The sequence below is a fragment of the Reyranella sp. genome (genome assembly GCF_017305915.1).
GTDB lineage: Bacteria > Pseudomonadota > Alphaproteobacteria > Reyranellales > Reyranellaceae > Reyranella.
Genome location: NZ_JAFKJN010000020.1, coordinates 139,430 through 160,932, shown reverse-complemented (window position 1 = coordinate 160,932; position 21,503 = coordinate 139,430). Strand labels below are relative to the sequence as shown.

The window sequence follows — 21,503 nt, the reverse complement described above, 5'->3', positions numbered from 1 at the left end:
GCCCCCTACGCGCCGAGGTAGAATTCGCGAATCAGGTCGTTGTTGTTGAGCGCCTCGGCGGAATCGCCGGTGAAGGCGATCTTGCCGTGCACGATGACGTAGCCGCGGTCGGCGATGCGGACGGCCTGAGTGAAGTTCTGCTCGGCCATCAGCACGGTGAGATTGAAGCCGTCTTTCAGCTCCTTGATCTTGTCGATGGTGCGCTGGACCAGGAGCGGCGCCAGGCCGACCGACGGCTCGTCGATCAAGAGGATGCGCGGCGCCGACATCAGGGCGCGGGCGAGCGCCAGCATCTGCTGCTCGCCGCCCGACATCGAGCCGGCGAGCTGCTTGGCGCGCTCCTGGAGTCGCGGGAAGGTCTCGAAGCAGAAATCGAGGTTCTTGGCGATCGCCGAGCGCGCGGTCGGCCGGAAGGCGCCGAGCAGCAGGTTCTCGGTCACCGTGAGCTTGGGGAACAGCCGGCGGCCCTCGGGCACGAAGCCGATGCCGAGATCGACGATCTCCTCGGTCGAGCGCCCGACCAGCTCGTAACGCGTGCCGTCGATGATGGCGGTGATGCTGCCGGAGGTCGGCCGCACCATGCCCATGATCGACTTCATCAGGGTCGACTTGCCGTTGCCGTTGGTGCCGAGCAGCGCCACGGTCTCGCCGGCGCCGACCGACAGCGACACGTCGTCGAGCACGCGCACGGCGCCGTAGCCGGCGACGATGTTGGAGACGGAGAGGCTACTCGCCAAGGTACGCCCTCACGACTTCGGGTTCGCGGACCACAGCCTTGGGATCGCCGTCGGCGATCTTGCGGCCGGCGACCAGCACGGCGAGGCGCTGCGAGAACGCCATCACGGCGCGCATGATGTGCTCGATCATGATCACGGTCACGCCCTGCCCGTTCAGCCGGATCAGCAGCGCCAGGATCTCGTCGACCTCGGCGTGGCTGAGGCCCGCCATCGCCTCGTCGGAGATCAGCAGCTTGGGATCGGCCGCCATGGCGCGGGCGAGCTCGAGCTTGCGCATCTCGATCTGGGTGAGATCGCGCGGCATCTGGCGCGCCTTGTCGGCGAGGCCGACCTGGCCGAGCAGCTCGAGGCAGCGCGCGTCGATCGCCGCGCCCGACAGCGTGCGCTCGCCGCGGGCGTTGACCGCATAGAGGATCGGGATGCGCAGGTTCTCGGCCAGGGTCAGGCTGCCGAACGGCCGCGGCAGCTGGAAGCTGCGCGCGAGGCCGAGCCGCGTGCGCTGGTGCGCCGTCAGCCCGTCCATCGCCGCGCCGCCGAAGCTGACGCTGCCCTGCTCGTTGCGCAGGGTGCCGCAGATGCAGTTGACCAGCGTCGACTTGCCCGAGCCGTTGGGCCCGATCAGGCCCAGCCGCTCGCCCGGCTGGACCTCGAGGTCGATGTCCTGCAGCGCCACGAAGCCGCCGAAGCGCTTGCCGACCTTCTCGACATGCAGCAGCGCGGTCATCGCTTCTTCCTCTGGAACAGGCCGACGATGCCCTGCGGCGCCAGGATCACGAAGGCGACCATCAGCACGCCCGCGACCAGCACGTTGACCGCCGAGGAGATGGTGACGCGGATGTATTCCTGCAGGCCGCCGACCAGGATGGCGCCGACGATCGGCCCCAGCCAGCTCGAGGTACCGCCGATCAGCGGCATGGCGATGGCGTTGACGGCGTAGTTGAGGCTGAAGCCCGAGGACGGATCGAGATAGGTGACGTAATAGGGCAGCGGCGCGCCGGCCATGCCCATGAAGCCGCCGCTCAGCGCGGTGGCGATCAGCTTGAGCCCGAGCGTCGGCACGCCCGAGGCCTCGGCCGCCGCCTCGTCGTCGCGGATCGCGGCGAAGCCGTAGCCCAGCGCCGAGCGCTCGATCGCCCGCGCCGTCGCGAGCGCGATCACGCAGAGGCCGAGCATGACCAGGAACAGGTACTGGATGTAGTCGCCGCCGATCAGCGGCGCGATCCGCGGCCGCATCACATAGGCGCCGCGGGCGCCACCGACGAAGTCCCAGTTGGTGATCAGGGTCTGCACCACGACCGCCAGCGCCAGCGTGGCGATCGAGAAGAACACGCCGCGCAGCCTGAGCGTGAGATAGCCGGTGCCCAGCCCGACCAGCGCCGCCATCACGCCGCCGATCAGGATCATCGCCGGCAACGGCATCCAGGGCGTCAGCTTGTGCAGCACGACGGTCGAATAGGCGCCGATGGCGAAGAAGGCGGTGACGCCGAAGTTCACGTAGCCGGTGTAGCCGCCGAGGATGTTCCAGGCCGTGCCGAGCACCATGTACTGCACGACCACGTAGGCGGCGAAGAAGGCGTAGCTGTTGCCGATCGACCGCGTGATCATGAAGACCACGGCCGCCACCGCGACCATCACCAGGATGAAGGCGACGTGGCCCAGGCCGCGCGGCGCCTCGCGCTCGGCGTCTTTAGCGACCAAGGATGCCACTGGGCCTCACCGCGAGGGTCACGAGCAACACGCCGAACGCCACCGCCGGCGCCCACGACGGGCCGAAGAAGGTCGCGGTCAGGTTCTCGACGATGCCGAGCGTCACCGCGGCGATCATCATGCCGGGGAAGCTGCCCAGCCCGCCGAGCACGCAGATCGCGAAGACGCGGCCGATATATTCGCGGCCGATCGACGGCTCGACCGGCTGGATGATGATCAGGGCGGCGCCGCCCAGCGCCGCCGTGGCGAAGCTGAGGCCGAAGGCGATGCGCTTGATCTTGGTCGGGTTGGCGGCCATCAGCCTGAGCGCCTGCTGGTCCTGCGCCACCGCCTGGATGGCGCGACCGATGAAGGTGCGCGACAGGTAGAGCTGCAGGCCGACCACCATGGCCATGCCGAGGAGGAACGGCACCAGCAACCGCCACGGCAACTCGATGATGCCGAGGTTGAGGTTGCCGCTGACGTACCAGGCTTGCACCGAGCGGTAGTCGACGCCAAAGGACAGGATCAAGCCGACCTCGGCGATGAACAGGATGCCGAAGAAGAACGACAGGCCGCGCAGCGACTGGTCGTCCCGCCGCTCGAAGGCGACGTAGTAGACCTGATAGGCCACCATGCCGAGCAGGTAGAAGACCGGCAGGGTGATGACGGTCGCCAGGATCGGATCGATGCCGAACACCGTGTTGCCGATGAAGGCGACGTAGGAGCCGAGCAGGATGACCGCCGGATGGGCGATGTTCACGATGTCGAGCATGCCGAAGGAGATCGCCACGCCGACCGACACCGCCGCATAGAAGCCGCCGAGCAGCAGCCCCGAGATCAGGGCGTTGATCAGCAGATCGGCAGAGGCATCCATGACATCGTCTTCCTCCCGCACGCGCGGCGATTATTCTTTCGCCGTCGCCCATCAGTCTGCCGGGAGGAAGCGATATTGCCTAGCGTTTTCTAGGCAGCCTCGGTTTGCAGCGCGGCAGAGACGGCGTCGTCGACACGCTCGAGCCAGACGAACTCCAGCGACTTGCGGACCTCCTCGGGGATGTCCTCGTAGTCGCGCCGGTTGCGCGCCGGCAGCATCACCCGCTTGATGCCCGCGGCGGCGGCGGCCACGACCTTCTCCTTGATGCCGCCGACCGGCAGCACCAGGCCGCGCAGGCTGATCTCGCCGGTCATCGCGGTGTCGTTGCGGATCACCTTGCCGGTGAGCAGCGAGGTCAGCGCCATGAACATCGCGACGCCGGCGCTCGGCCCGTCCTTGGGCGTGGCGCCCGCCGGCACGTGGACATGGATGTCGCTCTTCTCCAGCACGCCGGCCTCGATCTTGAGCGAGGTCGCCATGCTCTTGACCAGGCTGAAAGCGGCCTGCGCGCTCTCCTTCATCACCTCGCCGAGCTGGCCGGTGAGCTGCAGCCGGCCTGAACCCGGCGTGCGGGTCGCCTCGATGAACAGGATGTCGCCGCCGACCGGCGTCCAGGCAAGGCCCGTCGCCACGCCCGGCACGCTGGAGCGCATCGCCACCTCGTTCTCGAAGCGCACGGGTCCGAGGATCTTCTCGACGTCCTCGACGCCGATGTGGCGCTTGTCGCTCTTGCCCTCGGCGAACTCGACCGCGATCGACCGCAGCACGCGGCCGACCTCGCGCTCGAGGTTGCGCACGCCCGCCTCGCGGGTGTAGCCGTCGATGATCCGCCGCAGGGCCGCATCCTCGATCTCGACCTGCTCGGGCTTGAGGCCGTTGGCCTCTAGCTGGCGGCGCACCAGGTAGCGCTTGGCGATCTCCATCTTCTCGCCGGTCGTGTAGCCGGTGAGCGGGATGATCTCCATGCGGTCGCGCAGCGGCCCCGGGATGGTGTCGAGCATATTAGCCGTGGTGATGAACACCACGCGGCTGAGATCGAACGGCACGTCGAGATAGTTGTCGCGGAACGTGCCGTTCTGCTCCGGATCGAGCACCTCGAGCAGCGCCGCCGACGGATCGCCGTGGATGCCGGCGCCCATCTTGTCGATCTCGTCCAGCATCATGACGCAGTCGCGCGACCCGGCCTTGCGGATCGCCTGGATGATGGTGCCCGGCAGCGCGCCGATATAGGTGCGCCGATGGCCGCGGATCTCGGCCTCGTCGTGCACGCCGCCCAGGCTGACCCGCGAGAACTTGCGGCCCATCGCCTTGGCGATCGACTGGCCGAGCGAGGTCTTGCCGACGCCCGGCGGCCCGACGAAGCACAGGATCGGCGCCTTGCCTTCCGGCGCGAGCTTGCGCACGGCGAGGAACTCGACGATCCGCTGCTTGATCTTGTCGAGGCCGAAATGGTCGGCGTCGAGCACCTTGCGCGCCTCGGCGATGTCGATGTCCTTCGGCGCCGGCGGCGCCCAGGGCAGCTCGAGCAGCGTGTCGAGGTAGGTGCGGATCATGCTGTACTCGCCCGCCGCCTCCGGCGTGCGCTGCAGCCGCCGCAGCTCCTTGCGGGCCGCCTGCTCGACGTCGGCCGGCATCTTGGCTTCGCCGATCGCCTTCTCGAGGTCGGCCAGCTCCTGCTTGTTGGAGCCCTCGCCCTCGCCCAGCTCGCGCTGGATCGCGGCCATCTGCTCGCGCAGCAGCACCTCGCGCTGGCGGGTGTCCAGCGACGCCTTGGTCTTGCTGCCGATCTCGGCCGACAGCTTCAGCACCTCGAGCCGGTGCGCCAGCAGCCGCGACACCTTGTCGAGGCGCTGCAGCAGGTCGACGGTCTCGAGCAGCTCCTGCTTCTCGGCCGGCGTGATGTCGAGATAGGTCGCCGCGAGGTCGGCCAGCATGCTGGGCGAGGTCGTCGCCTCGACGGTCTGGCGGAACTCGGCCGGCACCTGCGGCAGCAGGTCGAAGACCTGCTGCACCTGGGCCTTCAGGACGAGGAAGCGCGCCTCGAGCTCCGAGCTGGTGGCGTTGGGCTCGGCGATGTGCAGGCCGCGCGCGACCAGGAAGGGCTGGCCTTCGATGAAGTCGGTGACGCGGAAGCGCTGCACGCCCTGGAGCACCAGGTGATGGCCGCCCTCGGGGCTGGTCACGTAGCGCAGGATGTTGGCGACGGTGCCGATGCGATAGAGGTCGCCCGGCTTGGGATCGCTGTTCTCCGCGTCGCGCTGCAGGAGCAGGACGATCTGGCGCTGCTCGCGCACGGCCTGCTGCACGGCGGCAACCGAGGACGGCCGGCCGACGGCGAACGGCTGCACCATCTCGGGATACAGCACCATGTTGCGCGTCGGCACGACGATCATGGCGTCGGGCTGCGTCGGCTGGGCCGGGCTCTGCTGGGTGGTGGTGTTGATGTCGGGGCTCATGACGTCCCCTTTCTGCCGATCTTCGGCAGCCTGACGATCAGGCAGCCGTCGGCGACGGCGCTGGCCGGCGGCTCGTAGGTGCCGGCCGGCAGCCGGATCTGGCGCTCGAAGCGGCCCTGCGGCAGCTCGATGCGATGGATGACGGCGGTCCGGAGCTCGCGCGGCAGCACGCGCTCGCCGGCGATCAGCAGGACGCCGTTATGGATGATGAGCTGTACCTGCTCGGGGTCGACGCCCGGCAGGGCAACCAGGACAAGGACGGCGTCCTCGGTCTCCAGGACGTCGGCCGGCGGCTCCCACGACACGACAGCATTGCGGCTGTGGCCGGGAGCGTTGAAGACTTCGCGATGCAGCCGCTCGGCGCGGGCCAGCATCTGCAGCGCCTCCGACCACATCCAGTTACGGGGATCTCCACTCATGATGGCCCCTATATGGGATGTCGTTTCGGATTTGCACGATCCCGTCAGGGACTGGGCTCAGTTACCGATCAGTGCCTGGTAGACGAGGTCGCGCATCAGGTAGCGGTAGGACAGCCGCGACATCGGCGACTGCATCATGAGCACGACGTACAGGTGCTCCCGCGGATCGTGCCAGAAATAGGTGCCCCAGGCACCGCCCCAATAATAGTCGTTGGGCGAGCCGGGCAGCGGGTTGCGGCCCTGCTCGTTGCGCACCGCGAAGCCGAGCCCGAAGCCCTGGCCCATGCGCGCGCTCGGCTCCAGCGCCTCGAATCTGTTCATGTCGTCGCCCATCTTGATGTCGGGCGGCAAGTGATCGGCGGTCATCAGGTCGATGGTCTTGCGCGAGAGGATGCGGGCGCCGTCGAGCTGGCCGCCGTTGGCGAACATCTGCAGGAAGCGGGCGTAGTCGGCGGCGGTCGAGACCATGCCGCCGCCGCCCGACTTCCAGGTCGTCTTCAGCGTGATCTCGGGAATGATGGGCACCTCGTTCTTGGCGCCCTCCTTCTGGGGCTTGGCGCCGCGGTCCTTCTTGTCGGGCGCAGCCTCGAAGCCGGTGTCGCCCATCTTCAAGGGCTTGGTGATGCGCTCCTCGATGAACTTGTCGAGCGTCATGCCCGAGGCGACCTCGACCACGCGCCCGAGCACGTCGGTCGACATCGAATATTCCCAGCGGGTGCCCGGCTGGTAGAGCAACGCGAGCTTGGCGAGCTTCTCGACCATCTGGGCATTGGTCTGGTTGGCGTCCATCACCTTCATGTCGACGTAGGACTGCTTGACCGGGTCGCTGCCGGCCGCGCCGTAGGTCAGGCCCGAGGTGTGGCGCATCAGGTCATGGACGGTCATCGGTCGGAACTGCGGCTCGAGCGCCATCTCGACCGTGCCGTCGGCAGTCTTCTTCGGCACCGAGACCTTGGTCTCGGCGAAGGCCGGGATGTACTTCGACACCGGATCGGCCAGCGTGAGCTTGCCCTCCTCGACCAGGATCATGGCGGCGACCGAGACGATCGGCTTGGTCATCGAGGCGATGCGGAAGATCGTGTCGGTCTTCATCGGCGCCTTGGCTTCCTTGTCGCGGAAGCCGAAGGCGTCGAACATCGCGATCTTGCCGTTGCGCGCGATCAGCACCACCGCGCCCGGGATCTCGTTGTTTTTGATGCCTTCCTCGAACCGGTCGCTGAGCCGCTTCAGACGGCTGGAGACGAAGCCCACCTCCTCCGGCGACTGCGCCTTGGGGATGCCCTGCGCTGCAGCAGGCAGCGCGAGGCTCAACGCCAACAGGGCGCCAATCGTCCGAACCAGCATGTATTTCCTCCCGAACTCGATGGCCGGCATCAAAGCATGCCTTGGCTCCCCGAGTCCCACGAGCATCCGTTCGCTAACGGCGCCAACTCGGCGTCGCCATTTTTCGCCTTTCCCTCCATTTTCCTCCATTTTCTCCATTTCTCGCCGGCCGCGAAAATGGGGGGCTAATGCCTCGTTCCTCGCGCGACGCGCGCACGCGTCTGATTCGCTCGGCGTGTTGTGGCGGTGCTCTCCTCCGGTGCAAGACACGTGTCCTCATGGAGGCCACACTGCACCCGCGCGCGCCAGACTCCTATTATGGGCAATGGCCACTCGCGTTCCCTAAGGAATCAGGGGCAAGAATCAGGGTCCATTGCCCATAATGAGGCGCGCCGCAGAGGCTTATCCACAGCCTATCGGCGGCGCATCAAATAGGTATCCATGATCCAGCCGTGACGCTCTCGCGCCGCAACGCGGACACGATGAATCTCATCCGACACATCTTTCAGATGGCCCGAGAGCAAGATCTCGTCGGGCGTGCCGAGATAGGCGCCCCACCAGATATCGATGTCCTGATCGGCGAAGCGGCGCCAGGTGTCCTCGCCGTCGAGCATCACCACCACGCTGTCGACGCCGGCCGGCCAGCCCTCGCTGAGCCGGCGCCCGGTAGTGATCTCGACCGGCTGCGCCACGGTGTTGAGCGGGATGCGATGCCGCGCCGCCAGCACCTGCACCGCGCTGATGCCGGGAATGACTTCCCAGGCGAGGCCGAGCCGCGCAGCAATCGCCTCGACGTTGCGGATGGTGCTGTCGTAGAGCGAGGGATCGCCCCACGCCAGGATCGCGCCGACCTGACCGTCCGCCAGGTTGTCGGCGATCATGCGCTCGAAGGTCTCCTGCTTGGCGCGATTGAGGTCGTCGACGCAAGACGCGTAGTCGGCCGGCCGACGCTCGCGCGGCGGGCTCGGCGCTTCGACGACCCGGTATGCACGGTCGCCGGCATGGCGCCGGCAGGCCTCGCGACGCAGTTCGACCATGGCATCTTTGGCCGCGCCCTTCTCCAGCATGAAAAAGACGTCGACCGTGGCCAGCGCCTTGGCTGCCTGCAGGGTGATGAAATCGGGGTCGCCCGCGCCGATGCCGATGATGAGCAGCTTCTTCACGGGCCGGTTAAAGCAAAATCCGCGCGATAAGCCAAAGACCTTTAGGCATCCGGCAAGCGATCAGCGACTCTCGACCACGATGACGCCACGCGGCGCCAGCACCAGTGCAACGGCGGCGCCGGGCGCCAGCGGCCGGTCGACCTGCGGGCAGGTCGCGAACAGGGTGCCGGCCTCGGTCTCGATCGAATACTCGATATGCGTGCCGACATAGCTTGCCTTGACGACGGTGCCCGGCAGGGCATTGGCAGGTCCCGGTGCTGCCTCGACCGTGATCGCTTCCGGGCGCACGGCGACCGTCGCCTCGCCGTCGCTGGCGGTCCCATTGTCGATGTCGATCGTGGCCGGGCCGAGCTGCACCCGTAGACGCTGCGGATCGAGCCGGTGCAAGTGCGCTCGGGCGGGATTCGACTCTCCCATGAAACGCGCCAGGAAAGGCGTCGCCGGGCGTTCGTAGAGGTCGCGTGGCGTCCCTTCCTGCTCGATGCGGCCGACGTTCATGACGATGATCCGATCGGATACGGCCATCGCTTCCTGCTGATCGTGGGTGACGTAGACGACGGTAAGGCCGAGCGCCTGCTGCAGCTCGCGAATATCCTCGCGCATCTGCCGGCGCAGCCGCGCATCGAGGTTGCTCAGCGGCTCGTCGAACAGCAGCACCGAAGGCTTCAGCACCAGGGCTCGGGCCACCGCAACCCGCTGCTGCTGGCCGCCGGACAGTTCGGAAGGCTGGCGCCCCTCGTAACCGGCCAGGCCGACCTGGGCCAAGCCCGCGCGGGCTTGCTGAGCGGCCGCCTCTTTCGAATGGCCGGAACGGCGCAGGCCGTAGCAGACATTGTCCAGGACGCTCATGTGAGGGAACAGGGCGTAGGACTGGAACACCATGCTGACGTCACGCTCCGTGGCGCTCAGGCGAGTGACGTCGCGGCCCGCGATCAGGATGCGGCCTTCACTCGGCAGCTCGAGGCCTGCAATCATCCGCAAGGTCGTGGTCTTGCCGCAGCCGGAGGGCCCGAGCAGCGTCACCAGACTGCCGGTCTCGACCGTGAAGCTGATGCCGGACACGGCGGTCGTCGTGCCATAGCGCTTCACGACATCGCGGAATTCGACGCTCATGCTCGGCTCCCCTGGAGTTGGGCAGCGCGCCGACCGAGGCGGCGATCGCCGACCGCGAGCTGGATCAGCAGGATGGCAGCCAGCATCAAGGCGATCAGGGCGGAGCTGTAGGCGATGGCAAGGCCGTAGTCGCCGTTGATGACGCGCAGGATGATATACGTCGTGGCGAGCTCGTACTCGGCCGTGACCAGGAACACCACGGCGCTCACCGTGGTGACGGCCCGCACGAAGCCGTAGACCAGGGCACCGACCATGGCCGGCCGCAGCAGCGGCAGCACGACATGGATCAACGTCTGCGGGGCGCGGCCGCGCAAGGTGGCCGAGGCCTCGTCCAGGCTGCGGTCGATCTGGCTCATCGCCGCGATGCCGGCGCGCACGCCGACCGGCATGTTCCGGAACACGAAGCAGATGACGATGATCAGCGCGGTGCCCGTGATCTCGATCGGCGGGATGTTGAACGCAAAGACATAGGCGACGCCGATCACGGTGCCCGGCACCGCGAAGGACAGCATGGTGGCGAACTCGAGAGCGGCCCGCCCAACGAAGCGCTGGCGCACCAGCAACCAGGCCGCCAGCAGCCCGAGCAACGCGGTGAGCGGCGCCGCGATTGCGGCCAGCGTCACCGTCGTCCAGAACGAGTTCCACGCAGCGCCGGACCAGATCAGCCCGGACGCCGAGCGCTCGATGGCGAAGGCCTTGATGTAGTGGTCGAGCGTCGGCGTGTAGTCGCGGCCCCACACCTTGACCAGCCCGCCCATGAAGGCGAAGCCGTAGAGCAGCACGGTGAAGGTCGCCCACGGCAGTGCCACCGAGAGCGCCCACCGGCGGGCGCCCTTGGGCAATGGCACCGGCAGGCCGGCATCGCCTTTGCCCGAAATCGTCGCGTAGGATCGGCCGCCGACCACGCGGCGCTGCAGGAAGAAGGCACCCAGCGCCAGCACCAGAAGCAGGAGAGCGAGCGCGGCAGCGTGGCCGTAGTCGAGCTGCGCGCCGACCACGGCGAAGTAGATCTCTGTCGAGAGCACGCCGTAGTCGCCGCCCAGCACGATCGGATTGCCGAAGTCGGCGATACTCTCGATGAAGCCGACCAGAAAGGCGTTGGCCAATCCCGGCCGCATCAACGGCAGCGATACCGTCGCGAAGGTCGTCCAGGCATCGGCGCGCAGGGTTTGCGAGGCTTCCTCGAGGGTCGGGCTGACGCCCTCGACGACCCCGATCAGCACCAGGAAGGCGACAGGCGTGAAGGCGAAGAGCTGCGCCAGCAGCACACCCTGGAAGCCGTAGATCCAGCGCGTCGGCGGCACGCCCAAGGACCATTCCAGAAGCTGGTTGACGAGACCCGACCGGCCGAAGATCAGGATCAGCGCCAGGCCGATCACGAACGGCGGCGTGACGATCGGCAGGACGGTCAGCACGCGCAGCGTCTTCTTGAAGCGGAACGAGGTCCGCGTGACGATCAGCGCAAAGGCGAGGCCGAGCGCCGTCGTGCCGGCGCCGCAGGCGACTGCGAGGAACAGCGTGTTCCACGCGACCCCGCAGCGGCCGCTGCCGCTGAGGCAGCGCAGGCTCCAGATTTTCGCGGCCGACAGCCGCTCGATGACCAATGCCGGCTCGAACGCGCCGTCGCCGTTCTGGAAGGCCTGCAGCAGGATGCGCAGGATCGGCCAGGCGGTGAACAGCAGGATCGAGGTCGCTACGGCGGTCACGGCTCCGGCCACGAAGGCGTCGCCGCCGAACGCTCCTCTCAGGGCCAGGCCAATCGAGAGCAGCGACAGGAGAGCGATCAGCGCCACCGCCGCGCCGGCGCCGATGCCGACCTGGCGGCTTTCCATCTCCCCGAACAGCGCGGTGAGCCAGCCGGCGGTCCAGCCGCGCAACCCGATGCCCCAGGCCTGGGCTGCAAACAGCACGACGCCGGCGCCGGCGACGAAGGCAAGGCAGGTGCCGCGCCGCTCTCGCGGGATCGGCAGCAGGCTCAGCCCGAAACAGCCCATCAGCGCCAGCAGAGCCGGCGACAGCCACCACTTGCCCTGGGCCAGCACCTCGGCGAAGCCCGAGCCGTAATCCTCGGATGACCACAGGCCGCCCAGCCAGGCGCCCGAGTCGAGCCCCTCCTGCAGGGCGTACCAGGGCAGCAGCATGGCCGCGAGCAGACCGGCGACCGACCAGGCAAGGGCTGTGCGCGACACGGTCAGGGCTTGGGCAGGCTGCCGACCTCGCTGTCCCAACGGGCGATCAGCCGCTTGCGCTCCGACGACTTGCCGTACCTGGCCTGGTCGTAGTCGATCATCTTCATGTCGGCGAACTTCGGCGCCTCGGCGGGCACCGGCGTGTTCTTGTTCGACGGCACCTGGAACTGCTTGGCCTGTGCCTCGAGCTTCTGCGCCTCGGGCGTCAGGGCCCAGTCGTAGAACTTCTTGGCGTTGGCGAGATTGCGCGCGCCCTTCACGATGCTCATCGAGCCGATCTCGTAGCCCGTCCCCTCGCACGGCGTCGCGGTCTTCACCGGGAAGCCGGCCAGCGCCTCAGTGACCCCGTCATGCACGAAGGAGATGCTGACGCCGGTCTCTCCGCGCGCCACCGCCTTCATCGGCGCCGTGCCCGAGCGGGTATAGGCGTTGATGTTGGCGTGGAGCTTCTTCAAGTAGTCGAACGCCTTGTCCTCGCCCATGAGCTGAACCAGCGTGGCGATCGCCACGTAGGCGGTGCCCGAGGAGTTGGGGTTGGCCATCTGGATCTCGCCCTTGAAGTCGGGCTTCAACAGGTCGGCCCAGCAGGCCGGCGCCTTGACGTTCTTCTTGGCCAGCAATTCGGTGTTGAAGCCGTAACCCAGCGCGCCGGCGTAGATGCCGACCGTCTTGCCGCCGGAATCGCTGTTCTGCTTGACCGCCCAGGGATGCAGCTCGGCGAGCTTCGGCGACTTGTAGACCTCGGTCAGCCCCTCCTCCGCCGCCTGCAGGTGCGGATCGCCGGTGCCGCCGAACCAGACGTCGCCCTTGGGATTCTGCGCCTCGGCCTTGAGCTGGGCGATGGTTTCACCCGATCCCTTCTGGGTCATCGAGACCTTGATTCCCGTCGCCTTCTGGAACTCGTTGGCGGCAAGGGTGCACCACTCGACCTGCACCGAGCAGTAGACATTGAGGACACCCTGGGCGGACGCGGACGTGGACGCCAGCACGCCCATGCCGGCGGTGAGTGCGAGTGCCGTGATCTTCATGTTTCCTCCAGTCATTCCGAAGTGCGGCGAACGACGAACTTGGCAAGGGCGACGTCGAAGCTCGAATCCCGCTCGCGCATCCGCTGCTTCATCTTGTCGATGAAGTCCTCCGACGACACGTTCGTCCGACCGTCTTCGATCACGATGGGATAGGAAGCGATCAGCCTGTCCTGAAGGAATACGTCGACGATTCTCCGGTTCATCCTTGCCGTCTCACTCAACTCAAGATGTGCACGTTCTCGGACGCGATCCGAACCGCCACCCGGCTGCCGGGGGCCAGGAGCCTCGCTATCGGCTCGCCGCCGGCGGTGACCTGCAGAACGGCGCCGCCAAGCGCCACCTGGTAGTCCGTCTTCTCGCCGAGGAAGGTGCGTTGCACGATGCGCCCGGCGCCCTGCGCATCCGGCAGGAGCGCGATCATCTCGGGTCGCACCACCAGCGTCACGCGCTCGCCGGCGGGCTTGCGAGCCGCCAGGGCGAGCCGCACGCCTTCGACCTCGACCTCCCCTGCCGAGACCACGCGCGCAGTGAGGAGGTTGGTGCGGCCGATGAAGCGGGCAACGAACTCGGTGCGTGGGCGGTAGTAGAGATCCTCCGCCGTGCCGTCCTGCACCACCTCGCCGCGCTCCATGACGGCGATGCGGTCGGAGATCGCCATCGCTTCTTCCTGGTCGTGGGTCACATACACGGTCGTGATGCCGATGCGTTTCTGCAGGGCACGAATCTGCTCGCGCATCTCGACCCTGAGCTTGGCGTCGAGGTTGCTGAGCGGCTCGTCGAACAGCAGCACCTTGGGATGGAAGACGACGGCGCGCGCCAGCGCCACGCGCTGCTGCTCGCCGCCGGAAAGCTGGTGCGGCTGCTGGCGCTCGTACTTGGCGAGCCCCACCAGCTCCAGCACCTCGCCGACGGCGCGCACGATCTCGGCTGCCGGCTTGCCCTGCACGCGCAAGCCATAGGCCACGTTCTCGAAGATCGAGAGGTGCGGGAACAGCGCGTAGTTCTGGAACACGAACCCGATGCCGCGCTGGTTGGGCAGCATGTGGGTGACGTCGCGGCCGTCGATCGAGATGGCGCCCTCGTCCGGCTCCTCGAAGCCCGCGATCATGCGGAGCGTCGTCGACTTGCCGCAGCCCGAGGGACCGAGCAGGGTCAGCAGCTCGCCGGTCGCCACCGACAGGCTGACCTGGCGCACGGCATAGACCTCGCCCTTCACCGTGTGGTCGAAGCGCTTGGAGACGCCGTCGAGCCGGATGCTGACCGAGGCCACCCCTACCCTCCCAACAGGCTGCGCGCAGCCGCTCCCGCCATCGGCGTGCGTAGCCGCAGCAGCAGCGCGCTCAGCCCCGAAACGACGGCGAACACCACGACGATCACGAACACCGAGAAGGCCGCCGCCGGCCCTAGCGCCAGCTCGGTCATGTTCTCCAGGATCCGTACCGTGATCAGCGTCCAGCTCAGCGATACCAGGAAGATGGTGGCGCTGATCGCCGTCATCGAGCGGATGAAGACGACGCCCAGCCCGGCGAAGAAGGCGGGCGCGATCAGCGGCAGGGTCACGCGGCGGAAGGTCTGGCCGCTGCCGGCGCCGAGGCTCGCGGAGGCCTCCTCGAGGCTGCGGTCGATTTGCTGCAGCAGCGCGACGGTGGCGCGGATGCCGGTCGGGCTGTAGCGGAAGACGTAGCAGGCGACGATGATCAGAGCGCCGCCGGTCAGCGCCACAGGCGGATCGTTGAACGCGATCAGGTAGGCGATGCCGACGATGGTGCCGGGCAGCGCGTAGTTGATCATCGACACGATCTCCATCGCCTGACGGCCGGGAAAGCGCCGCCGCGCGATCAGGTACCCGACCAGCACGCCGTACAGGCCGCCGAGCGGCATGCCGATCAGGGCGATGATCAGCGTGTCGCGGATCGCCGGCAGCCCTTCGGTGAAGATCACGTGGTAGTGCTGCCAGGTGAAGCTGTTGTTGGCGCCGAACGCCACCACGACCGAGGCGTAGAGCAGCAGGGCATAGAAATAGAGAATGGCGACCGCGACCAGCGCGGTCGCGACCGCCAGCAGCACTGCCGCCCACGGCGCGATCGCGCGGCTGCGCGAGCGCTGGCCGACCTTGCCGGTGACCGTGACGTAGACCCGGCGGCCGACCCAGTAGCGCTGCAGCAGGTAGACCGCGGCGGCCGGCACCAGCAGCATCAACGACAGCACGGCGCCGCCCTTGAAGTCGAACATGCCGGTGATCTGGAGATAGGCCTGGGTCGGCAGCACCGAGAAGCTGTTGCCGGCCAGGATCAGCGGCGTCGCGAAATCGGCCAGCGAGGCGGCGAACAGCAGCAGGAAGGCATTGGCGAAGCCCGGCACGGCGAGCGGCACGGTGACGGTGCGGAAGATCCGCCAGCGCGAGCCGCCGAGGCTGAAAGCCATCTCCTCGAGATTGGAATCGATCGCGGCGATGATCGGCCGCAGAGTGAGGTACGCGATCGGAAAATAGGTCAGCGTCTCGGCCAGCGCCGTGCTCCAGAAGCCGTAGGCGCTGATGTCGTCGAGGCCGAGAAGGTCGTGGCTGATGAAGCCCTTCGGCCCGAACGAGAAGACGATCGCGATCGAGATGGTGAAGGGCGGCGACACCAGCGGCAGCAAGGTCGCCGCATCGAGTGCCGTCAACCAGCGTCGACCGAGCCCGGCGCGCGTCGCCGTCATTGCAAACAGGAAGCCCAGGAGCGTGCCCAGCACGCCCACCGTGCCGGCCAGGATCAGGCTGTTCACGAAGGCCGCGCGGTGATGCGAATCGGCGAGGCTGCCGAGCAGCGGCTCCAGCGTGAAGCGGCCCTCGTCGCTGAAGGCGCGCACCAGCAGCTCGGCCACGGGATAGAGCACGAAGAACGCCAGCAGCAGCCACAGGACGGCCACGGCGCCGAGCAGCGCCGGGTCGCGCAGCAGCCGGCGCGTCTCGGACGCGAGACCGCGCGTGGCCATTATTGCGGGCCGAGCACTTCCTTCACCCAGCGATCGACGATGCGCTTGCGGTTGGCGCCGGCGTACTCGTCGTCGATCGGGAAGATGTTGGCGCCCTTCAGCACCTCGGCGAGCGCCGGGTCGGTCTTCACGTCCGGACTGGCCGGCACGAAGTTGACCTTGTGCTCCGAGAGCTTGGATTGCATCGCCGCGCTGGTGGCGAAGTCGATCAGCTTCTTGCCGCCCTCGGGGTTCTTGGCGCCCTTGATCAGCGCGATCGCCTCGGCCGACGAGCCGATGCCCTCCTTCGGGAAGCTGATGACGACGTCGTAGCCCTTGGCCTTGGTCTCGAGCGCGTCGACGATGAAGAAGATGCCGCCGCCTGCCTGGCCGAGGCCCACCGGCAAGGTGCCGCCGCCGCCGCTCTTGGTATAGAGCTGCACGTTCTGGCGCAGCTTCTTCAGGTAGGCGAAGGTCTTCTCCTCGTCGCGCTTGTTGACCTCGAGCACCGAGAAGATGCGGGTCACCGCCGTGCCCGAGGTGCGGGCGTCGGCCATCTGGAGCTGGTTCTTGTAGGCCGGATCCAGCAAGTCGTCCCACGACGCGGGGGCCTTGAGGCTCTTGCCTTTGAGGAAGGCGGCGTTGGTCATGAAGACCAGCGGGTCATCGGCGATCGCGGTCCATTGGCCGTCGGCATGCTTGAAGCGCGTCGGCAGCTTGTCGAACGACGGCGACTTGTAGGGCTGGAAGATGCCCTCCTTGATGCCGGCGGCGAAGGTCTCGACGGGGCCACCGAACAGCACGTCGATGCGCGGGTTGTTCTTCTCCGCGATCACACGGGCCAGCGCCTCGCCCGAGGAGAAACGGATGAAGTTGACCTTGATGCCGGTCGCCTTCTCGAACTCCTGGAACATCGGCCGGGCATAGTTCTCCGGCCAGATCGAGTAGACGTTCACCGGGTCGGCAGCCTGGGCAGACGCTAGCCCGGCCAGCCAGATCGCAATCGCCAGGAGCGAAAAAGGCCGTCTTTTCATTGGTTTCCCCAGAATGTGACTATTTTGTTACTTGGGACGATATTGGCCCGGCTCGCGGCACACGTCCATGTCGATGGTCACGTCGACGGGGATGACGCGCGCGGCGCTACGCCAGGACGCGCTCGACCAGCCAGACTGCGCCCATGACGGCGACCAGGACCGACAGGACCTGCGGCAGCCACGCGAGACGGCCCGGCCGGGCGAGCCAGACCAGCGGCGGCATGACGACCGCCACGAAGGCGAGCTGACCGAGCTCGACGCCGACATTGAAGCCGACCAGCGCCCGCACCATCGCCTCGCGCGGCAGGCCGAGCTCGGTCAGGCCCGATGCGAAGCCCAGGCCATGGACCAGCCCGAACACCGCCGCGATCAGCCAGCGCCAGCGCGTCTGCGCCGGCGCCAGGAGGTTCTCGAGCGCGACCCAGATGATGGTCGCTGCGATCAGCGGCTCGACGATCCGGCCAGAGACGTCGACGACGCCGAGCGCGGCGAGGCTCAGCGTGATGCTATGGGCGATGGTGAAGCCCGTGACGATGCGCACGATCGGCCAGAAACCCTTCGCCAATGCCAGCAGCGCCAGCAGGAACAGCAGATGATCGGGACCGCTCAGGATGTGCGCGGCGCCCATCACGATGAAATCGACCCAGCCGGTCCGGCCGGCGCCGAGATCGATCGCCGCCTCGCGCCGCTCGGCGTTGAAGACCAGCTCGACCGACGGCCGCTCGACCGGACGCACGCTCATCACGGTCTGGAAGTGGCTGCCGAGCACGTCGCTCCAGTCGTCGCGGATCAGCAGCGCGCCGGCGGCCTTCGGGCATGCCAGCGCCATCTCCATCACCACCTTGCCGTCGCCGGTGCGCGAACCCTGGAAGCGAATGCGGCCCGGCGCGCAGGCCTCGCCGCCCAGCGCGAAGCGCGCGGCCTGCCGCATCGCTGCCGCCATGCGCTCGGCGGCCATCGTGTCGCCGTCGACCGCGGCTTCGAGCAGGCGAACGTTCTCGCCCTCCTGCTCCGCCGCCACGAGCGTCAGGCGGTAGGCCAGCCGGCCGCCGTCGACCTCGACCACGGCGAGGCCGGTGCTGGTGACATGCGCGCTCGCGGGAACCGCCAGCAGCACGAGCAGCGCCGTCAGCAGCCACCTCACCGCACCTGCTCCCACGCCTCGGCGACGTACGTCGCCAACAGCGCGACGCCCGTCTCGCCCTCGACCTTGGCATAGCGCGCCGCGCCCAGCGGATTGCGCCCGCCGAAGACGATGACGAACGCCGCTCCGCTGACCGGCCGCACGGTGACGCGCGGGCTGTCGGGGCCGAGCGCGTATTCCGACGGCGGCACGCGGGCGATCTCTTCCGCCGAGAGCACGCGCATGGGGGCCGAATTGCGCAGCAGGCGCAGGCCGGCCTCGATCCGCTCCCCCGTCTCGGCCGGCGCGTCCCAGCGTTCGCCTTTGCGCACGAAGCGCTTGCGGTCCTCGCCCCTGGCGATCTCGATCTCGCGCGCCTGCTCCGGGCCGAACGGCAACACGCCCGCCGGCTTGAAATCGACAAGGATGTCGGGCCGCTGGCCGTGCAGCGCCAGCCCGACCAGGAAAGCGAAGGCCAGCACTGCCGCCGCCGGCCAGGTCCATCGCGTCATCGCCGCCGCCACAGCCACACGCCGAGGCCGCAGAGCGCCACCGCGCCGGGCAGCAGGATCACCGTGAGGATGAAGATCCAGCGCACCTGGGCGTTGGTCAGCGTCACGGTCGGCAGCACCTCGACCGGCGGCTTGAGGCTCGGCCGCCGCTCCTCGTGCAGCAGCCAGGAGACGCCGGCGAGCACGATGTCGGCATTGGCGAGGTACGGGAAGAACGAGTTGCTGGCGAAGTCGGCGTCGCCGAACACGATCAACCGAAACGGCCGCGCGTCGGCGGCCAGCCTGCCTTCGGCGGCGACGGCGAGCGGATAGGGGCGCCGTGCGGCAACTGCCGCCTCCTCGCGATAGCGCGCGCGGTCGTGCACGACGTAGCTCTGCGGGCTGCTGGCGAACAGCGCGCCGGCCCGCACGCCGTCGCGGGGGACGGGCTCGACCGGCCGCGCCCCCGGATAGAAGGACAGCGCCTGCGAGCGAGTCACCGGATGGTTGGCGTACCTGGTGATCGCGATCATCTGCTCGTCGGTGAAATAATGATCGACCGGGTCGACGACGATGCCGCTGCCGATGCGCGCTCCGGCCTCGACGATCACCTGGGCCAACCGCTCGTCGAGGACGAAGTCGGGCTCGACCAGCAGCATGTAGCTGCCGCCGCCCATCAGGTAGGCGCGCAGCAGGTCGGCCTCGACCGGCAGGTGCGGCGTGCGCGGGTTGGCGTCGATCAGCGCGGCGCAATCCTGCGGCAGCGGCCGGCCGGGCCGCAGCTCGACCTTGCGCGGCTCCAGCCCCAGCTTCTCCAGCGCGCGGCGCAGGCGGCCGAGGCCATGTTGCTCCATCTTCACCAGCGCCATGCCCTCGGCATCGTGGTTGTGGCTGGGACTGCCTTCGAAGTGGGTGTGGAACTCGAAATTGTCGATGTCGTACTCGCCGTGGCCGGTCGCGAAGCACACCACCGGCTGACGCTGGCGCAGCGCACGCAGGATGCCGAGCGCGATCTCGCGGTCGTCGGTCGTCAGCACCTGCAGGCGATGGCTGCGGGTGACGATCACCGCCGTGTTGTAGAGCTGCACGCCGAGCGCCGAGGCGCGCGCCGGATTGCGGTCGACGTCGACCAGCTCGACGGCGAGCCGCGGATTGAGCCGGCCGAGCAGCTCCAGCATGGTCGCCATGCCGCGGCCCGCCGCGTTCTCCTTCTGGAAGAAGTAGACGAGCTGCACCGGCTCGGTGAGGCCGCGCACGATGTCGCTCGCCTCCCGCGACGGCGTGAAGGCCATCTCGTGGGTGAAGTCGAGATGCGCGTCGTGGCGAAAGACCGCAACGTTGGCGGCAAGCGTCGCCGCCAGCGCCGCCCCGATCACGCCGAGCCGCAGCGCCCAGCGCCGCCAACCCGCGCCGTACACCCGAAGCCGCAGGCCGGCGGCAAACAGGACCAGCAGCGCCGCGAGGCAGGCGAGCGACCACAGCGCGCTCATCGCTCGGCCAGGCGCCGCGTGGTCAGGAACAGCGCCAGCAGCGTGCCGCTCACGAAGTAGCCGATGTCGGAGACGAACACCGAGCCGGTGACCATCGGCCGGAAGTGTCCGATCAGCGAGAGGTTGAGCACGACGCTGTCGACCGGCGCCGGCAGCAGGTAGGCGACAGAGTCGGCGAACCACAGCATCAGGCTGGCGCCGAGCGTCAGCGCCGCCGCCACCACCTGGTTCTCGGTCAGGCTCGACATCAGGAGCCCGATCGCAACGATCAGCGCGGCGTGGCAGATCAGCGCCAGATAGCCGCTGCCGATCGGGCCCCAGTCGGGCGTGCCGTAAGTCTCGAGCACCCCGACATAGACGAAGGCGCCGCAGTACATCGCCAGCACCAGGCCGTAGACCGCGAGGAACTTGGCGACGACGATCCAGATCTCGCCGACCGGCGCGGTCAGCAGCAGCTCCAGCGTGTCGTTGCGCCGCTCCTCGGCGAAGGCGCGCATGGTGAGCGCCGGCACCAGCAGGATGGTGAGCACATACATCTGGTGAAGGATGTAGATCAGGTTCGCGACCTTGGTGGCGAACAGGGTCAGGCTGAAGGTGTAGCCCAGCACCAGCAGGAACACCGCCGCCACGGTGTAGCCGATCGGCGAGCCGAAGGTCGCCAGCAGCTCCTTGCGCAGCAGGACCCCCAACATCCTCATGCCAGCGACAGGAACCACTCTTCGAGGTCGGGCGTGTCAGCCATGGCGCGCACGCCACGCAGCCGGCCGTCGAGCAGGATGCCGACGCGGTCGGCGGTGCGCGCGACCTCGCCCAGCACGTGGCTGCTCATCAGCACGGTATGGCGGCCGGCGAGGCCACGGATCAGGGCACGGATCTCGATGATCTGGCGCGGGTCGAGGCCGTTCGCCGGCTCGTCGAGGATCAGCAACTCCGGGTCGTGCACCAGCGCCTGGGCGATCGCGGTGCGCTGGCGGAAGCCGCGCGACAGGGTGCGGGTCGGCCTGTCGGCGACCGGCTCAAGCGCCAGCGCCGCGATCACGCGGTCGACCGCCTCGCGCACGGCCCGCTCGCCCAGGCCGCGCAAGCGCGCCATGAAGGCCAGGAACTCCCTCACCCGCATGTAGCCATAGACCGGCGCCGCCTCGGGGACGTAGCCGATGCGCCGCCGCGCCTCGAGCGACTGCTCGACCGCGTCGCAGCCGCAGATCTCCAGCCGGCCGTCGGTCGGCAGCAGGTAGCCGCTCAGCAAACGGATGAACGTGGTCTTGCCCGAGCCGTTGGGCCCGAGCAGGCCGAACACCTCGCCGCGCTCGATCTCGAGGTCAAGCGAAGCAAGCGCCACAGTGGACCCGTAGCGCTTGCTCAAGCCGCGCGCGATGACTGCCGCGGTCAGGATGCCCCCTTACGTGGTCAGGAGCC

20 protein-coding genes are annotated in these 21,503 nt (G+C 68.1%); all 20 read right to left on the bottom strand.

The window, feature by feature from the left end; translation table 11 throughout:
- Positions 1-5: 5 nt before the first annotated feature.
- Positions 6-737 (bottom strand): ABC transporter ATP-binding protein, encoded by a 732-nt coding sequence (locus J0J01_RS20730; protein WP_296384100.1) that lies wholly within the window; start codon positions 735-737, stop codon positions 6-8.
- Positions 727-1,461, bottom strand: coding sequence for an ABC transporter ATP-binding protein (locus tag J0J01_RS20725; RefSeq protein WP_296384098.1), 735 nt, complete (start codon positions 1,459-1,461; stop codon positions 727-729). The genes J0J01_RS20730 and J0J01_RS20725 overlap by 11 nt, the downstream gene beginning before the upstream one ends.
- Entirely contained in the window at positions 1,458-2,435 is a 978-nt protein-coding gene (locus tag J0J01_RS20720; protein WP_296384096.1) for a branched-chain amino acid ABC transporter permease, read from the bottom strand. The genes J0J01_RS20725 and J0J01_RS20720 overlap by 4 nt, the downstream gene beginning before the upstream one ends.
- Entirely contained in the window at positions 2,425-3,300 is an 876-nt protein-coding gene (locus J0J01_RS20715) for a branched-chain amino acid ABC transporter permease (RefSeq protein WP_296384093.1), read from the bottom strand. The genes J0J01_RS20720 and J0J01_RS20715 overlap by 11 nt, the downstream gene beginning before the upstream one ends.
- An 89-nt stretch (positions 3,301-3,389) precedes the next feature.
- On the bottom strand, positions 3,390-5,756 hold the full coding sequence (gene lon / locus J0J01_RS20710; RefSeq protein ID WP_296384091.1) for an endopeptidase La: 2,367 nt from the start codon (positions 5,754-5,756) through the stop codon (positions 3,390-3,392).
- Positions 5,753-6,178, bottom strand: a complete 426-nt coding sequence (locus J0J01_RS20705; RefSeq protein ID WP_296384127.1) for an Hsp20/alpha crystallin family protein — start codon at positions 6,176-6,178, stop codon at positions 5,753-5,755. Before J0J01_RS20705 ends, lon begins: the two co-directional genes overlap by 4 nt.
- 54 nt (positions 6,179-6,232) lie before the next feature.
- The gene (locus J0J01_RS20700) at positions 6,233-7,519 is read right to left on the bottom strand and encodes a serine hydrolase domain-containing protein (protein ID WP_296384090.1); all 1,287 of its coding nucleotides are present in this window, start codon (positions 7,517-7,519) and stop codon (positions 6,233-6,235) included.
- Between the two features lie 392 nt (positions 7,520-7,911).
- Entirely contained in the window at positions 7,912-8,661 is a 750-nt protein-coding gene (gene cobF, locus J0J01_RS20695; RefSeq protein ID WP_296384089.1) for a precorrin-6A synthase (deacetylating), read from the bottom strand.
- A gap of 60 nt (positions 8,662-8,721) precedes the next feature.
- Complete coding sequence (locus J0J01_RS20690; RefSeq protein WP_296384087.1) at positions 8,722-9,774, bottom strand: ABC transporter ATP-binding protein; 1,053 nt, start codon at positions 9,772-9,774, stop codon at positions 8,722-8,724.
- Positions 9,771-11,963 (bottom strand): iron ABC transporter permease, encoded by a 2,193-nt coding sequence (locus J0J01_RS20685; protein WP_365737743.1) that lies wholly within the window; start codon positions 11,961-11,963, stop codon positions 9,771-9,773. Before J0J01_RS20685 ends, J0J01_RS20690 begins: the two co-directional genes overlap by 4 nt.
- A 2-nt stretch (positions 11,964-11,965) precedes the next feature.
- Positions 11,966-12,991 carry an ABC transporter substrate-binding protein gene (locus J0J01_RS20680; protein ID WP_296384085.1) on the bottom strand — a complete coding sequence of 342 codons (1,026 nt, stop codon included), beginning with the start codon at positions 12,989-12,991 and terminating at the stop codon, positions 11,966-11,968.
- 11 nt (positions 12,992-13,002) lie between these two features.
- Positions 13,003-13,194, bottom strand: coding sequence for a hypothetical protein (locus tag J0J01_RS20675; RefSeq protein ID WP_296384083.1), 192 nt, complete (start codon positions 13,192-13,194; stop codon positions 13,003-13,005).
- A gap of 14 nt (positions 13,195-13,208) precedes the next feature.
- Positions 13,209-14,261, bottom strand: a complete 1,053-nt coding sequence (locus tag J0J01_RS20670) for an ABC transporter ATP-binding protein (protein WP_296384081.1) — start codon at positions 14,259-14,261, stop codon at positions 13,209-13,211.
- A gap of 2 nt (positions 14,262-14,263) precedes the next feature.
- A complete protein-coding gene (locus J0J01_RS20665) occupies positions 14,264-15,967 on the bottom strand; it encodes an iron ABC transporter permease (protein WP_296384079.1) in 1,704 nt (567 codons plus the stop codon).
- Entirely contained in the window at positions 15,967-16,980 is a 1,014-nt protein-coding gene (locus tag J0J01_RS20660; protein ID WP_296384077.1) for an ABC transporter substrate-binding protein, read from the bottom strand. Before J0J01_RS20660 ends, J0J01_RS20665 begins: the two co-directional genes overlap by 1 nt.
- 106 nt (positions 16,981-17,086) lie before the next feature.
- Positions 17,087-18,124, bottom strand: coding sequence for a HupE/UreJ family protein (locus J0J01_RS20655; protein WP_296384075.1), 1,038 nt, complete (start codon positions 18,122-18,124; stop codon positions 17,087-17,089).
- Entirely contained in the window at positions 18,121-18,615 is a 495-nt protein-coding gene (locus J0J01_RS20650) for a hypothetical protein (protein ID WP_296384074.1), read from the bottom strand. Before J0J01_RS20650 ends, J0J01_RS20655 begins: the two co-directional genes overlap by 4 nt.
- Positions 18,612-20,084, bottom strand: a complete 1,473-nt coding sequence (locus J0J01_RS20645; protein ID WP_296384072.1) for a Gldg family protein — start codon at positions 20,082-20,084, stop codon at positions 18,612-18,614. Before J0J01_RS20645 ends, J0J01_RS20650 begins: the two co-directional genes overlap by 4 nt.
- A complete protein-coding gene (locus J0J01_RS20640; RefSeq protein WP_296384069.1) occupies positions 20,081-20,782 on the bottom strand; it encodes an ABC transporter permease subunit in 702 nt (233 codons plus the stop codon). The genes J0J01_RS20645 and J0J01_RS20640 overlap by 4 nt, the downstream gene beginning before the upstream one ends.
- Entirely contained in the window at positions 20,779-21,450 is a 672-nt protein-coding gene (locus tag J0J01_RS20635) for an ABC transporter ATP-binding protein (protein WP_296384067.1), read from the bottom strand. The genes J0J01_RS20640 and J0J01_RS20635 overlap by 4 nt, the downstream gene beginning before the upstream one ends.
- Positions 21,451-21,503: the final 53 nt, after the last annotated feature.